We start from the raw sequence: 14,644 nt of genomic DNA, 5'->3' as shown, positions 1-14,644 counted from the left end.
CGCGCTGAGTCCGGACCCGACCTCTGGGCACGACGAGGTGCACGACACCGGACGGGAGGCAGCGTGGACGCAGCACGGACCGCCGCGCAGGAGGCTGCGCGGGAGAGCGTGAGCGACCTCGTGCTCGAGACCAGCGGGGTCGGCACCTTCGTCCTGCACCTGCCGAGTCAGGAGCTGGTCGTCGATGACCGCCTGTTGGATCTGGTGGGCGTGGACCGGGCCGACTTCACCGGCCGGGGCGGTGACCTCCTCGCCCGTCTCGACGAGGACGAGGCCACCGCGGCGACCACCGCTCTGACACGAGCGGTGGTGACGGCCGGGACGTGGAGCGGCGAGTACTCGATCTCAGGTCGCGACGGAGTGCGCCGTCGTGTCGCCGTGCGAGGGCGCAGCGTGGTCGGCCAGGACGGCGACAGCAACGGTGGCACCGTGACCGCGGTGGTCGGGGTGGTCGAAGGACGGGAGGGCGGGCCCGCGGCGGTGGGCGCACCCGGCGCGGCGGGCACGCAGGCCGAGTCCGCGCGCACCATCCAGATCCTGGAGACGATGTCGGCGGCGTTCTACTCCTTGGACCGCGACTGGCGCTTCACCTACGTCAACGGCCCGGCTGAGACCTTGATCGGGTTCACGCGTCAGGAGGCGGTGGGGCAGGTGGTGTGGGACCTGTTCCCCCAAGCGCGGGGCACCGTCATCGAGGCCACCTACCGCGATGCGCTCAGCACCGGGGAGCCGGCCGTCTTCGAGGCGTACTACCCCCGGCCGCTGGACGCGTGGTTCGAGATCCGGGTCTGGCCCAGAGCGGAGGGTCTGTCGGTCTTCTTCCTCGACATCACCGCCCGCCACGCGGCCCAGGAGGCCGCTGAGCGCAGCACCCGCCGGCTGGCTGCGCTCGGGGAGACCGCCTTGGCCTTGGCCGACGCCGAGGACATCGGCGATGTCGTCACCGTCATGACGCGCCGGGGTCTGGCGGCGTTGGACGCGCAGGGTAGTTCGATCGCCGTTCCCGACCCCACCGACCCTGCGTACCTGTTGTCCTACATCACCGACAACCTCGTCGAGGACACCCGCTCGGACTTCGCCCGTCTCCCGGTGGACGCGCAACTGTCGGTCGCGGTGACCGCCCGGACCGGGCAGCGGATGCTGCTGGGCGACCAGGCGGCGTGCGAGGCCTTCTCCCCCCACGTGGTGGCTGCGAACGTGGTCACCGGTTGCCAGGCGTGGGCTTCGCTGCCGCTGCGTGCCGACGGGGCGGTCATCGGCGTGCTCACGCTGGGCTGGCGCGAGGCGCAGTCGTTCGACGAGAGGCAGCTGGAGCTGCTGGAGACCTACGCCGCCCAGTGCGCCCAGACCCTGCAGCGCCTGGCCGCCCGGGAGGCCGAGCGGGCCGCGACCGCGCAGCAGGCGGCGCTGGTCGCCCTCGCCCGGGCCCTGGGCGAGGCCGACAGCGAGCAGGAGGTCGTCACCGTGCTCACCGAGCGGGCGGCGTCGTTGCTGCAGGCCGACGGCGCGGTCCTGTGCCTGCGTGAGGCGGGGGACTCCCACGTGCGGGTCCTGACGACCACCGACGCCTACGACCAACGCATCCGTGACCGGTTGCGGCGTCTGCCGGTGGACTTCGACCTGCCTGCGGTCCGCACCGCGGTCACCGGGGTGCCGTTCTTCCACACCGACCGGGCCCAGAGCCTCGCGGCGGTCCCCGGCGCGGCGCACTCCTACGCCGCCGGTGGCGTCGAGGCTTCCGCCGCGGTCCCGCTGCACGCGCGCGGTCAGCTGCTGGGCTGCCTGTCGGTGACCTACCCCCACCCCCACCCCTGGCCGCAGAGCGATCGGGACCTGCTGGCGGCCTGCGCGACGCTGGTCGCCCAGACCCTGGAACGCATCGGGGCCCGGGACGCCGAACGTGAAGCCGGTGCGGAAGTCGCCCGCTTCTCCGAGACCTTGCAGCGTTCCCTGCTCAGCGGCCCCACTGCGCCGGCCGACCTGCAGGTCGCGGTGCGCTACGTGCCCGCAGCCAGTCAGGTACAGGTCGGAGGGGACTGGTACGACGCCTTCGTGACCTCCGAGGGGATCACCAGCCTGGTCATCGGTGACGTCACCGGCCACGACCGCCACGCCGCGGCCGCGATGGCGCAGTTCCGCAACCTGCTGCGCGGGATCGGCTACGCCCTCGGTCGACCGCCCGCCGCGATCCTGAGCGTGCTGGACCAGGCGGCCCACGACCTGGGGGTGGTCGAGATGGCCACCGTCGTCCTCGCCCAGGTCCACCCGAGCCCCCCGCAGCAGGCAGCGGGCCTGCGCACCCTGCGCTGGTCCAACGCCGGTCACCTGCCCCCGCTGCTCCTCACTCCCGATGGCACCACGTGCTACCTCGACACCGCACCGGACCTGCTGCTGGGCCTGGACCCCGCCACCTCCCGCGCCGACCACGAGCTGCTCCTGGCCCCGGGATCGACCGTGCTGTTCTTCACCGACGGCCTCGTCGAACGGCGTGGGGCCTGGCTGCAGGACGGCCTGGACTGGTTGGCGCGTGCTGCGGCTGAAGTGGCTCACCTGCCCCCGGAGCAGATCTGCGATGCCCTGCTCGCCCAGGTCGGCGACCGCGTCGAGGACGACGTCGCCCTGCTGGTGCTACGGCCCGACGCCGAGGAGTCCGAGCGTCCACGATGAGTTCGACCGGTCGTGGCCACACCGAGGTGCTGGACGTGCTGACCACCGAGGGCGGTGTGGTGCCGGTGGTGGACGGGCGGCCAGTTCGGAGGGGCCCGGCGAGCAGCTTCCGAGAGGTGAGAGCCATGACCGAGGAGAGATCTGTGAGTGACAAGCCGAGTGTGATCTTCGTCTGCGTGCACAACGCCGGCCGTTCGCAGATGGCCGCGGGGTTCATGACGGCCCTGTCGGGTGGGGCCGTCGAGGTCCGCTCGGCCGGCTCCGCGCCCGCCGACCAGATCAACCCCACCGCGGTGCGGGCCATGGCCGAGGTCGGCATCGACATCACCGCCGAGCAGCCCAAGGTCCTCACCCCCGAGGCCGTGCAGGCCTCCGACGCGGTCATCACCATGGGCTGCGGCGACGCGTGCCCGTTCTACCCGGGCAAGCGCTACGAGGACTGGGTCCTGGAGGACCCCGCCGGGCAGGGCATCGAGGCGGTCCGTCCGATCCGCGACGAGATCCGCGCCCGCGTCCAGGCGCTCCTGGCTGACCTGCTGCCCGCCGGCACCGCCACCTCGACCGTGGGGTCGCCTGCTCGAGGTCAGACGGGTCGGGTCTGACCCTCGGCGAGGACGGCGCCGGCGTGGTCCAGCGCCTGCCAGGTGCCCTCCTGCGAGCGGGCCGCTACCGCTTCGTCCACCACGGGTGCGGCCCACCAGACGTGACCCTCGACCGCAGCGAGGTGCCGCCGGCCGTCGGGTGTGGTGACGACGACGTGAGCGACGTCGTCGGAGGCGTAGCCGTAGTAGTCCACGACGTTCTCACCCGGGCTGTACCCGCCGCCGGCGCCGGCCACGGTGGCGATCACCGAGGTGGCGGCCGGGACGGGGATGACGGCTGACATGGCTCCGCTGGAGTCTTCGCGGAGGGTGTAGCCGATGCAGATGAAGATGCTGTCACCGTCGTCCTCGCGGTAGGCGGTGGCGTCGGAGACGTCGGTGGAGGCTGCGAAGACCCGGCGCAGGTGGTCGGTGGCTCCTGCGGGCAGGGCGTGGGGGTCGGGCCCGTCGTCACCGGCGCGGTGGGCGGCGCGTCCCTGGCCCATCCGAGCGCACCCCTCGCCGTCGGCTTCCACGGTCGCGTCGGTGCTGGTGGTGCTCGCCGGTTCCAGACGCGGCGCGTCAGGGTCCTGGACGGGTGGGGTGGACGCGGTGGTGGGGGCCGGGCTCGTAGCAGCTCCGGTGGCGGCCCCCTCGGCTGCGGTCCGGGTCGACGACGAGCAGCCCGTCAGCAGGGCGATCAGGACGACGGCGACGCCGGCGCAGCCGCCCGCGGTCTTGACGCTGGGGTTCACGTGTCCACAGTGCCTCACGGGGACTCGGCCGAGCGCAGCACGTGGGCCGATGCGGGGGGTGGAACCCGACGCCGCCGGGTCTCGTCCACTCCCCATGAGGTGGGGGCGAGGTGTGGTGGCGTGGTCGCTGGTGTCGCTCCTGGTGGTGTCCCTCACGGGCTGCCGCGGCGAGCAGGAACTCGCAGTGCCGCCGGAGCCGACGTGGGACGTTCCCGTCCTGAGCGGCGCCTGGACGAAGATGGCACCGGCGCCGCTCAGTGCCCGAGGTGATGCCGCGAGCACGGTGCGGGACGGGCAGTTCGCCGTCGCCGGTGGCTACGTCTACCCCGATCCCACCCCGGCACCCTGCGGCGACGGAGGCAGCTGCGCGGGACCGGTCCCCAGCTTCCGCGACGACGGCGCGTCCTGGTCGGCGGCGACCGGTACCTGGACCCCGCAGCCGGCACTGCACGGGGTGGACAGCTACGGCAGGGGCCCGTTCCTGGAGCCGTGGCTCGGGCCCACGGGTTTCGACGTCGCCCAGGCACCCTCGCCACTGCCCTTGACCCCCGGGGAGAGCGGGCGCTGGGTGGGTCGCACGTTCGTCGTCGCCGGCTGGTCGAACGCCACCGAGGACGACCGTGTGCGCAAGCCGGTGGCCGTGGGTTCCTTCGACGCCGACACGGGGCGGTGGAGGGTGGATCCGTGGCCGTTGCCCGACGCCTACCAGCAGGAGCTGGTCAGCGTGTGGACGGGGACGCAGTTGGTGATCATCGTCAAGGCGATCGGTGCGGGCTGCTCCGACGAGCAGGCGTGCCGGCGAGTGGTGACCTGGTCACCGCAGGGCGGGTGGGACCAGGTCGCGGAGTGGGCGATCGGACCCGCCGCCGGCGTCGACGGAGACCCCGGCCGGGCGGTGGACCGCTCACCGGGTCACTGGGTGGGCTTCGACGAGTTGTTGTGGGACGGGCGGCGGGTGGTCGGGGTCACCTTCGGGCAGGACGTCGTCCTCGCGTCGGTCGCCGTGGACACCGCTCACGTCGAAGAGCTCGCCTCCCTGCCCGGTGAGGGGTCGATGGCCGAGCCGGTGGCCTTGACCCGTGGTGGTGGTGACGTACTGGTGGTGTCGGATCGTCAGACCGCGCTGCTGGGCCCAGACGGGGAGTGGGCGAAGCTCCCCGCCGTGCCTGGTCCGCGGGAGGTGGGGCGTGCGGTGGGACTCGTCGGTGACGTCGTGGTGCGGTGGGGTGGGCGGGTGCTGCCCGGGGCCGAGGGCAGTGTCGATTCCGCCGACGGATGGTTCTTCCGGTTGCCGAGCTGAGCCCACCCAGCACAGCGCGCCCGCGCACCGCGGGACGACCGTGAGGCTGCAGGCTGTTCGATGTGGGGGGTGAAGTCGCCAGGGGCATGCGTGGCGCGAGGAGCATCACGCCGGAGCCCATCGCCGACCTCAGCCGTCGACCGACGAAGGATCGCGGCTAGCCCGTGACGCGCCGGACCGCCCCCACGACCACGTCCACGGCGACGCCGAACACCACGTGCGACCCGCCTTCCCAGACCCACCACGCCCTCGGCAGGTCCGACACCGGGGCCTGCACGCCCATCACGGGCAGCAGCGTCGCGTGGAAGGCGCCGAACAGCGCGGCGCCGCCGAGGGTCCCCGCCCCGGCCCGCGCGAGCGGCACCCGCCGCGACACCACGGAGTAGGCGACGGGGTAGCCGTAGGCCAGGGCGCGGTGGAACCAGACGGCGCCCGCCTCCAGGTCGTCGCCCTCCAGGGCATCGCCGTTCCCGCCGCGCAGGTCGACCAGACGCCGGTACAGCACCGAGGGGGGCATGCGGTCGCCGTGGCCCGCGGGGTCGGCACCGGGGAGTTCCTTCTGACCGGGTGCGGGCGGGAGGAGCTTCTCGCCCCAGCCCTGCAGCGTGGACTCGGCCTTCGCCTTCGCCCGCACCGCCACCCAGCCGGCCAGGAAACCCGTCGCCACGTCGAGCGCGAACCGCGATGTCTTCACGAGGTGTGGCTACCCGATCGAGGCAGCGAAAGCAATTTCGTGGATCCCCGTGGATCTCGGGGCGCGGCGGTGTCGGCCTGGACGGCGGCGCGGTGAGCGTGGACGGCGATGAGCGCTTCACCGGTGACGTTCCTGCATCCCGTGCCCGATCCTCCAACCCCTCGGCGTACGCCGGGTCCGGGCCCCGGTGCCGGGGAGCAGTGCTGCCGCACCACGTCCCGGCGTGAAGCGGCGCGGGCCGCAGGATCATCCGACCGTCCACGACTGCGCCCAGATCGCGGGATGACCGTGAGGTTGCGCGGCAGCGGGCGGTTGCCGTCGTGGGGGACGACGTGGGTGCGCTGATCCGGTCGCTCTGACGACCGGATCGGCGCACCCACGGGTGACATCACGTGGTGACAGCGATGGGTGCGACGGCTTGGGCGAACGCCACGACATCGCCATGACCGAGCGTCCCGCGACCGACCACCCATCCTGAGTTCGGGTCGACAACTCATCGCTCAGCCTGGCGAGCAGCAGTACCGCTGCATCGCGGTCGACTCCTGAGCGCGTCTGGAACTCCCACGCTTCGATGGCTTCCGGTCCATGGAGGACTTCGTTCAGCGCGTTGCAGAGACCGCTCAGGTCGGCGCCGTTGACGTGCACGTCCGCTACGTAGCCGCGTGTTCAGACGGCGGTGAATGCCCACGAACGAGACGGTGAGGTCGGCGACGTCCTGGTCAGCGGGGTGACCGTGAGGTCGTTGGTGGGTCTGGTCCTGCTGGCGGGACCTCGACCAGGCCCTGGGGCGGTACGCCCTGCCACCGCGTAGTGAGCCGTTGCTGTGGATCGCGGCGGGTGCGCCTCGACGCCCTGGTGTCGGTCGTTCACCGATCCAGCGGCTCGTCCAGCACCTTGCTGAACAACGTCGTGCCCCTCACGTCCCCGTCGGGGTTCACCGCGTATCCCTCGATGGTCCCGACGCGGTGCCAGCCCCACCGTTCGTAGATGCCCTCCGCGGGGCTCCCCGTCTCGGTGTCCAGCACCAGCAGAGTTCGCCCCGCTCGCACAGCTGCCTCTTCCGCCGCGGTCACCAGGCGGGAGGCGAGCCCCCGCCCCCGGAAGTCGCGGTGGACCAGCAGTTTGGTCAGCTCGGCGCGGTGCGGGGCGTTCTCGGGCTGGTCCAGGCGCAGGCTGACGGTCCCGGCGACCCGTGTCGTTCCCTGCACCTCCTCGACCGCGACCCACGTCCACCCGCCCGCGAGGTACCGGCGCCACCACTGCTCGGCGTCCACGACGTCGGGGACGCGGACGAAGCCGACGCTGGCACCGTCCTGGACGACGTCCCGCAGCACCTCCACGAGGCCGGCGAGGAGGTCGGTCGGGACGGGGTCGGGGACGCGCAGGAGATCCACGCGCCCATTGTCCCGTGCTGCCGACACGGACGCGGGACGACCGTGGAGTCGCCGGCGTCCACGGCCTGAGGCGTGGTTCAGCCGTCGCCGTTGTCCTGGATGAGCCAGGGCTCCTGGTCGCTGTCGCGCATCAGCAGGTAACCCCACGACGTGGGGCCGTCCGGCATGGTCTCGTCACCCGCGCCGTGCAGGGTGAAGGTCACGGGGACGAAGACGGCTTGGGCGTGCCCCTCGGCTGCGGTGCCCGTGGGGTCTTCACGGAGGCTGGTACCCACCTCGACGTCGTCGATCCGAGGGGGATCCTCGGCCCAGTCGCTCCGGCCGGCGAACCTCGAGGTCTCCAGCGCCCGCGCGGTGGACTCGTCGTGCCGCTGCAGGGCCTGCAGGTACGTCCGCACGACGTCTTCCGGTGACGTGGTCGCCGAGGGCGTGTAGGACGGTGCGCTGGAGGCGGGCAGGAGGACGGCGTTGCTCCCGCCGACGAAGTGCAGCCCACCGGTGACCGCAGCCACCACCACCGCTGCTGCCAGCGAGCGGGGCAGGACCTGGTGGCGCAGCTTGCGGCGTCTCCCGCCTCGGGTGACCCCGGCGGGGGTGATGCGCGAGGCCGGCGGGGGTGCCGCGGCCAGGGCCGCGCGCAGCTGCGCGGCGACCTCGTCCGGTCCAGGTCGGGTGCCGGGAGGGTTCATCGGGGACTCACCTCGTCCGTGGGTACGAAAGGTGCCGAGGGTGGCCGCAGCCGCTGCTGCAGGGCCCGCCGGGCGTGGCTGGTCTGACTCTCGACGGTGCCTTCGCTGCATCCCGTGATCTCGGCGACCTCGGCCACGTCGACGTCCTCGACGAAGCGCAGCACGGCCACCGCCCGCTGTCGTGGGGGCAGCGCGGCGAGTGCGGCCAGCAGGTCCAGACGCTGACCGGTGTCCACGTCGGTGGCCGCGACGTCGTGGTCCTCGACACGGCCGGTGGAGTGCTCGCGCCGTCGCCACGGGCGGCGCTGTTCGCTGATGAAGCGGCGCACCAGGACGACTCGTGCGTAGCCGAAGACGTCACGTGCCGGATCACCCGGCCCCAGACGACGTAGAGGCGTTCGAGAGTGTCCTGGACCAGGTCGTCGGCTCGGTGCCAGTCGTGGCAGCAGGCGTAGGCCACCTGCCGCAGCCGCGGGACCGAGGCGACGACGAAGTCCTCGAAGGACTCACTCGTCGTGGCGTTCACGCACCCACCTCCTACCCCCTTGCACGCACGGGCCGACCGCCAGGTTGCACGCCTCCGCGCTGTTCGCGGTGGTCGTGGCGCTGGTGGGAGTCGCGACCGTGGTGCTCGTCGCACCGGATGATCGTCGTTCTCTCGCACCGGGTTCGATGTCGGTCCTCCTCGGCCTGAGTCTCCTGCTGATCGCTCCGGGCAGGTCACGACCCGGCGATCACAGCGTCGTTCCCGTCGTCCCTCGAGGTGCGGCCGGGCGACCGCACGATGACCGCGCAGTCGGCTCAGTCGTCGGCGCGGGTGCGCAGATCGACCTCCTGGTCGTGGATGACGACTTCCTGGTCCGGGCACACGGGGCCCGCGAGCGTGACGGTCCTGCCCGAGGGGAAGGTGACCAGGACGTCCCCGTCCGTGCATCCCGCGTCGAGGATCACCATCCCGCCGTCCGCGTCGACGGTGGAGGTCTGGCCGTCGGAGACGACGCTCACGTCGTCGGGTCCGTCGTTGCGGAAGGACAGGTCACCACCCCCGCCGCAGCCGGTCAGAACCACCGCCAGGACCGCCCCTGCCGCGACACCGAGCCAGCTCCCCGGTGTCCGTCCCACGAACCGATCCTGCGCTGAGCCCGACGGCGCTGCCCGGCTCAGACCAGAGACTCCACGTCCTGATCACCGAACCGCCGCCCGGCCGGTCGTCGCCTGAGCCCGCGCGCACCGCGGGATGACCGAGGAGTCGCGACGTGTCGAGGTAGCAGCTCAACGTGACGGAGGGGTGGCGAGGAACTCATGAGCGATGAGGACCTGGGCGGGCTCGCGGTGGGTGACGCTGGGGGCGTGAACCTGCTCCTGCCGCGTGGGCCCGGTCGACGGTGGCTGCTCGCGGTGCCGTTCGTACTGGCCTTGCTCTTCGCAGCCGTCACCCTCTTCGCGCTGCACTTCTCCGTCGAGCAAGCCGTCCGCCTGTCGCTGTGGATCTTCTGCCCCTCGCTGATCCTGGTGACCGCGGAGTGGCAGCGACGCAGGCGCCAGGCCCGCCGGAAGCCGGCGGTGGGGAGTCGGTAGGGCGACTCTGGCCAGAATCCGAGGAGTGCCTCAGGTCGCCCTGATCGGCGTGTGCGGACGTTCGCCAGGCCGGCACAGGTGCTGTCGATCTGGTCCGTAGCCTCCAGACGTGGTGCGTGGAGCGGTGTTCTTCGACGTCGACGGGACCCTGGTGCCGCGGACCAGCAGCGGGCAGCACCTGGCGGACCTGCTCGGTCATGCCGATGTGGTGCGCGAGGCGGAAGCGGGCTACGCCGCCGGGACGTTCAGCAACCAGGAGGTCTCCGTCCGCGACGCCCGCGGCTGGGCCGGTCACACCCCGGCGCAGGTGCACGGCTTCCTGGGGTCGCTGCCGCTGGTCGAGGGCATCGCCGAAACCGTGGCCTGGTGCCGAGAGCACGACCTGGCCCCGGTCCTGGCCACCCTCGCGTGGCAGCCGGTCGGGACCTACCTGTGTGGGCGGTTCGGCTTCACCCGCGCCAGCGGGCCTGTCCTGGAAGTGGTCGACGGGCGCTACAGCGGTGAGGTCGCCGAGCACTTCGACGAGGAGGGGAAGCGGGACTTCGCCCTCACCGTGGCCGCCGAGCTCGGTGTGGCACCGGTGGGCTGTGCCGCCGTCGGTGACAGTCGCTCCGACCTGCCCCTGTTCGCCGCGGTCGGTCTGGCCATCGCCTTCAACGCGACCCCGGCAGCCTCCGCTGCCGCTCACGTGGAGGCTGAGGGAGGCGACCTGCGCGCCGTGGTGCCGCTGCTCAGCACCTGGCTGGACGCCCCGCACCCGCCGCCACGGCGCTGAACGTCCTCGACCCGTCCTGACCGTCGGGTCGTCGACCGGCCGTGGCGGACGGCCGTGGCTGCGGCGTTGGAGTGGTGCCGCGTGGATCCTCAGCGTTCAGGGGCGGCGGTGCTGCATGATCGGCGCGGTCCACCGTGGGGTGCGGTGACGGTGTCAGGTGCGGAGGTCGGCGTGCGCGTCGTGTTCGAGGGACGCATGCACGTCTCCTACAGCCAGGCCTACGTCTCCTCGGGGGACTCCTACGGCACCTACGACGGCGCGTTCGACGGGCAGGTCAACGGACTCCTGGGAGCCGGTCTGCCCGGTGCGCTGACCATGATGGTCGGCGTGCACACCGGCGTCGTCGGTCTTCGTGTCCTGGTGACCGACCAGGCCCCGCCGATCGGTGAGGAGTGGGAGGACGCCGTCGAGGTCTCCTTCCACCCCGACGATCCGGACGTCAGCATCGCCGGGTGCCTCTCGGACGCGGTGTGCACCTTCCGGCTAGAGGAACCCGGCTACCGGGTGCGGCTGTGCGCCAAGGGCATGGACGCCGGCAGCGCCGCAGACGTGGTGATGGAGGACGAGCCGCTCCTGGACTCCTACGAACTCGTGTTCTGGCCCGCAGCGCCCGGTCCGGACGTGGTCCTGCGGCAGGGCAGCGAGATCGCGGCCTACCGGCACACCACGCAGGACCCCGTGAAGGCCAGGGCGATGCACGTCCAGGCGGTGTGGGGGGACGACCCGCCCAGCGAGCGGCTCATCGACGTCTGGGGTGCGCCGTGGCTGGTCGAACGCGACCGGGACCTGGCTGAGGCTCTGGGCGCCGCGCAACCCGGGGTCCAGCGGGCCGTGGCGTACTGGGCCGCGCAGCGCACGTGCCGCGAGGCGGGCCTGGACCGACTGGACTGGATCGCGGCCGGGCTGGCCGCCCTGCACCGGGACGAGGAGCTTCCCGCACCCTTCGACGAACCTGCCGCGATGTACGCCCGGCTGGATGCTGATGATCGCGCTCCGCGGCGCACGGTCACCGCCCACGGTCACTCCGACACCGAGCAGGGCGGCCAGGCGCTGTTCACCCTCCTGCACGCCACGTGGGGTGGTGCTCTGGACGCGGCGGTGAGCACCTTGTCCGCCGCTCACAGCGTCTTCGGCGACGACCGCGTCGACGTGCTGGTCCGCGAGGCCGGGGAGGCGCTGCGCGCGCTGGAGGCGGAGTCCACGGCTCGTCACGGCCAGGGCCCGGTTCCCGACCCCCGTGTGCCGGCCGGGGAGCTGGAGGAGGTGGTGCCGGACGGTTTCGACCCCGAGCACTACTGGATGCACCGCTCGTTGTGGGAGGGGGAACTGCCCAGCCCCCGGCTGTTCGGGGTGCAGGCGTGGGCGTTGGGAAACGCCGACCGTGCCCTGGCCGAAGCGATCGCTTCGGCCGACCCCGAGGTGCAGCGCGCGGTGGCGCGCTGGGCGGCGCGGCGGGCGTGCGAGAACGCCGGGCTCACCGTTCTCCCGCAGGTGGTGGCCGCTCTGGACGCGGTCGATCGGGGCGGTGCGCTGCCGGCCCCCTTCGACCGCGAGGGCGGGGAGTGGGCGCTGATCGGGGACGACCCGCGCGTCAGCGACCACCTCGTCGTCGTCGACGGGATGGCCAACTGCTCCGGGTGGCACTTCACGCTGCCCGTCATCCGCCAAGCCGTCGACGACGATGCCCTCCGCGCGGCGACCGAGACGCTGTGGACGGCTGCCTTCACCGCTGGTGACGATGAACGTGCAGGTGTCCTCGCTGCCGCCGCGGCCCGGTTCTTCCCGAGTTCGCCGCGCTGAGCCCTTCGCCACCGAGGACCGGTCTTCCGCTGCGGCGACGGCCCCACCTCCCCCTCCTGATCCGTGATCTCGCGGGGATTCCCAGCGAGATCACGACACCGTGGTCTGGGCGTGCCTGCGGACCGGAGAGGTGGTCTGCCGGGTGGGAGAACTGGGGAGCGCGGTGGCTGGGCGGATTCGCTAGCGTCGTCTCGTGATCCGACGTGGAGACGGTGAGCCCAGGGTGTCGCCGCTGGTGACGTTGACGGTGGTCCGCTGGGCGGCAGCGGTGGCGGGAGTCCTCCTCGTCGGGTTCGGCGCCGGCGCCTGCGTGAGGGGTGAGTGGGGGCAGGGGCTGCTCCCGCTGGTGGTCGGGATCGTCCTGCTGTCCCTGCCGTTGAAGCGTCGTCGGGTGCTGGCTTCCCTGCAGGCCGCGCAGCAGTGGTCGCCGCAGCGGGTCTCCGAGACCCTCGCTGCGGCCGGTGCGGGCAACGCTCCGCGGGTGGAGCAGGTGCGCGCGCTGCGCCGGGCCGACCCGCGGCTGGGGCTGGCCGACGCCGTGGGTCTGGTCCAGCGGGGCGCGCCGGTGGACGGGGCGGAGCGGTGAGGGTCGCGCGTCAGGATCCGGGGGCGAGCACCGACGGGGACCACCGCCCGCGGCGCCGGGCCCGGACGACGCTGCTGCTGGTGGCGGGGGTCGTCCTGACCGTCGCCGGGGTGGCCTTCCACGGTGTCGCGGCGGCCCACCGACCCTCCGGTCCCGGCGGCTCCGACACGTGGGACGTGCTGCTGAGCCACGTCGCGCTGCGCTGGGGGGCGTACGGGGCCGTGGTCGGGGGTCTGTTCCTCGTGGTGCGCGGCGGGAACCGGCGACGTCCGCACTGAGCCGGGGCGTGCCCGGAACCGTCAGCGCCGCTCCCGCACCCCGGTGGGAGCCGCGTCGGGCGGGTCGAGGTACCTGAGCTCCCGCGCCACCCTCGTCTGCTTGACCGGCCTGGTGCGCGCCGGACGCAGCGCCCGGACGAGCCGCGCGACCCCGTCGGGCAACCACCGGGCGAACCCGCTCACCGCCACCACCGTCCGTCCACGAGCGACACGATGCTCTCCGCAGCGGCGCGCCGCCCGCCCCCGACCTCGCCGCCGGCGACGGTGTGGATCATCCTGGGGGTTCACCGTTCGTCCCCTCGGCTCACAGGAGAGTCCTTCGTGAAGATCGCTGTCATCGGCACCGGCCAGTTCGCCCGGAGCTTCATCGCTCTGTGGCAGCTGCACCCCGACGTCGAAGAGGTGTGGGTCACCGACGTCGTGCCCGAGCGTGCGCAGCAGCACGTCGAGACCCACGGCCTCGCCGGGTCCTTCGAGAGCTTCGAGGACGCGCTGGCCTCCGACGTGGACGCCGTCGCCATCATGACCCAGCGCTGGTCGCACGGTCCCCTGGTCCGCCAGGCGCTGGCCGCCGGCAAGCACGTCTACTCCGCGGTGCCGATGGCGACGACCGTCGACGACGTCGAGGCCATCGTGGCCGCGGTCCGCGAGACGGGGCTCGTCTACATGATGGGCGAGACCAGCTACTACAACCCCGCCACCGTCTGGGCCCGCGAGCACATCGCGGCCGGTGAGTTCGGCCGGGTGTTCTACGGCGAGGGCGACTACGTCCACGACATGGACAACGGCTTCTACGCCGCCTACCAGTACAGCGGCGGGGAGGACTGGAAGGAGACGGCCAGCTACCCGCCCATGCTCTACCCGACCCACGCCATCGGCGGCGTGCTGGGCGCCTGGCCGACCCACGCCGTCAGCGTCAGCTGCACCGGCATCAGCGACACCCGCGACGACGGCGTCTTCGACAAGGCGGTCTCGCGCTGGGACAACGACTTCTCCAACATGTCGGCGCTCTTCACCCTCGCCGACGGCGGGGTCATGCGGACCAACGAGTTCCGTCGCGTCGGGTACTGGAACGGTCCGGAGTCGCGGTTCCGCTTCTACGGCACCGAACAGGTCATGGAGCAGTCCGTCACCAGCACCGTCGTCACCGTGAAGTCCGACGGCGAGGACTACCACAAGGGCAGCACCGTCGACATCAGCGACGAGCTGCGGGCCGGTGAGCACTCCGACGTCCCCGAGGACATGAGCGACATCGACCCGGCGCTGCTCAGCAGCTTCCGGTCCGGCACGGCGAAGGTGCATGACCGCAGCCGGCTGCCGAAGGAGTTCGAAGGGGCCCCCAACGGGCACGAGGGAGCCCACCACTTCCTGGCCGACGACTTCGTCGTGGCCGTCCGCGACCGCGTCCACCCGCCGGTCAACGCGTGGGTCGCGGCCCGGTTCACCCTCCCGGGGATCGTCGCCAACGAGTCGGCGAAGCAGGACGGCGCGCGCCTGCCCGTCCCGGACTTCGGCGACCCGGTCTGAGCGGTGCCACCTCCCACCCG

At 72.5% G+C, this 14,644-nt stretch carries 16 protein-coding genes; 9 read left to right on the top strand and 7 right to left on the bottom strand.

All coding sequences use genetic code 11. From position 1 onward, the window contains the following. Positions 1-63 precede the first annotated feature (63 nt). Positions 64-2,667 (top strand): SpoIIE family protein phosphatase, encoded by a 2,604-nt coding sequence (locus OG218_RS13850; protein ID WP_328293807.1) that lies wholly within the window; start codon positions 64-66, stop codon positions 2,665-2,667. A 143-nt stretch (positions 2,668-2,810) separates the two neighbouring features. Beyond that, positions 2,811-3,269: an arsenate reductase ArsC gene (locus tag OG218_RS13845; RefSeq protein ID WP_328293806.1), complete on the top strand. Its 459-nt coding sequence runs from the start codon at positions 2,811-2,813 to the stop codon at positions 3,267-3,269. Here OG218_RS13845 and OG218_RS13840 read toward each other — a convergent pair. Then, positions 3,251-4,003, bottom strand: a complete 753-nt coding sequence (locus OG218_RS13840; protein ID WP_328293805.1) for a hypothetical protein — start codon at positions 4,001-4,003, stop codon at positions 3,251-3,253. The genes OG218_RS13845 and OG218_RS13840 overlap by 19 nt on opposite strands. A 115-nt stretch (positions 4,004-4,118) precedes the next feature. On the opposite strand from OG218_RS13840, the gene OG218_RS13835 reads away from it, so the two are divergent. Next, a complete protein-coding gene (locus OG218_RS13835) occupies positions 4,119-5,303 on the top strand; it encodes a hypothetical protein (protein ID WP_328293804.1) in 1,185 nt (394 codons plus the stop codon). A gap of 157 nt (positions 5,304-5,460) precedes the next feature. Here the strand turns inward: OG218_RS13835 and OG218_RS13830 are convergent, their stop codons facing one another. The 5 genes from OG218_RS13830 to OG218_RS13810 all read right to left on the bottom strand — a co-directional run bounded on the left by OG218_RS13830 (position 5,461) and on the right by OG218_RS13810 (position 9,202). Beyond that, complete coding sequence (locus OG218_RS13830; protein WP_328293803.1) at positions 5,461-5,997, bottom strand: DUF1440 domain-containing protein; 537 nt, start codon at positions 5,995-5,997, stop codon at positions 5,461-5,463. Between the two features lie 866 nt (positions 5,998-6,863). Next, positions 6,864-7,391, bottom strand: a complete 528-nt coding sequence (locus OG218_RS13825; RefSeq protein ID WP_328293802.1) for a GNAT family N-acetyltransferase — start codon at positions 7,389-7,391, stop codon at positions 6,864-6,866. 77 nt (positions 7,392-7,468) lie between these two features. Then, positions 7,469-8,080 carry a hypothetical protein gene (locus OG218_RS13820; RefSeq protein WP_328293801.1) on the bottom strand — a complete coding sequence of 204 codons (612 nt, stop codon included), beginning with the start codon at positions 8,078-8,080 and terminating at the stop codon, positions 7,469-7,471. Then, positions 8,077-8,409: an RNA polymerase sigma factor gene (locus OG218_RS13815; RefSeq protein WP_442906391.1), complete on the bottom strand. Its 333-nt coding sequence runs from the start codon at positions 8,407-8,409 to the stop codon at positions 8,077-8,079. Before OG218_RS13815 ends, OG218_RS13820 begins: the two co-directional genes overlap by 4 nt. Before the next feature lie 472 nt (positions 8,410-8,881). Continuing rightward, on the bottom strand, positions 8,882-9,202 hold the full coding sequence (locus OG218_RS13810) for a hypothetical protein (RefSeq protein WP_328293800.1): 321 nt from the start codon (positions 9,200-9,202) through the stop codon (positions 8,882-8,884). A gap of 180 nt (positions 9,203-9,382) precedes the next feature. Between OG218_RS13810 and OG218_RS13805 the strand changes: the two genes are divergently transcribed. The 5 genes from OG218_RS13805 (at position 9,383) to OG218_RS13785 (ending at position 13,097) form a co-directional block, all read left to right on the top strand. After that, positions 9,383-9,658 (top strand): hypothetical protein, encoded by a 276-nt coding sequence (locus OG218_RS13805; RefSeq protein WP_328293799.1) that lies wholly within the window; start codon positions 9,383-9,385, stop codon positions 9,656-9,658. Between the two features lie 109 nt (positions 9,659-9,767). After that, a complete protein-coding gene (locus tag OG218_RS13800) occupies positions 9,768-10,433 on the top strand; it encodes an HAD family hydrolase (RefSeq protein WP_328293798.1) in 666 nt (221 codons plus the stop codon). Positions 10,434-10,577: 144 nt separating this feature from the next. Then, positions 10,578-12,233, top strand: coding sequence for a hypothetical protein (locus tag OG218_RS13795; RefSeq protein ID WP_328293797.1), 1,656 nt, complete (start codon positions 10,578-10,580; stop codon positions 12,231-12,233). A gap of 193 nt (positions 12,234-12,426) precedes the next feature. Continuing rightward, complete coding sequence (locus tag OG218_RS13790; RefSeq protein WP_328293796.1) at positions 12,427-12,819, top strand: hypothetical protein; 393 nt, start codon at positions 12,427-12,429, stop codon at positions 12,817-12,819. Then, entirely contained in the window at positions 12,816-13,097 is a 282-nt protein-coding gene (locus OG218_RS13785; RefSeq protein WP_328293795.1) for a hypothetical protein, read from the top strand. Before OG218_RS13790 ends, OG218_RS13785 begins: the two co-directional genes overlap by 4 nt. A 21-nt stretch (positions 13,098-13,118) precedes the next feature. On the opposite strand, the gene OG218_RS13780 is transcribed toward OG218_RS13785, so the two are convergent. Beyond that, on the bottom strand, positions 13,119-13,280 hold the full coding sequence (locus OG218_RS13780) for a hypothetical protein (RefSeq protein WP_328293794.1): 162 nt from the start codon (positions 13,278-13,280) through the stop codon (positions 13,119-13,121). Positions 13,281-13,418: 138 nt separating this feature from the next. Here OG218_RS13780 and OG218_RS13775 point away from each other — a divergent pair, with 138 nt between their 5' ends. Then, entirely contained in the window at positions 13,419-14,624 is a 1,206-nt protein-coding gene (locus OG218_RS13775) for a Gfo/Idh/MocA family protein (RefSeq protein WP_328293793.1), read from the top strand. The last annotated feature ends 20 nt before the right edge of the window (positions 14,625-14,644 follow it).

It is taken from the genome of Kineococcus sp. NBC_00420 (assembly GCF_036021035.1).
Lineage (GTDB): Bacteria > Actinomycetota > Actinomycetes > Actinomycetales > Kineococcaceae > Kineococcus.
Note: the sequence above shows the minus strand (reverse complement) of the source record. Positions and strands in the feature narration are given on the sequence as shown.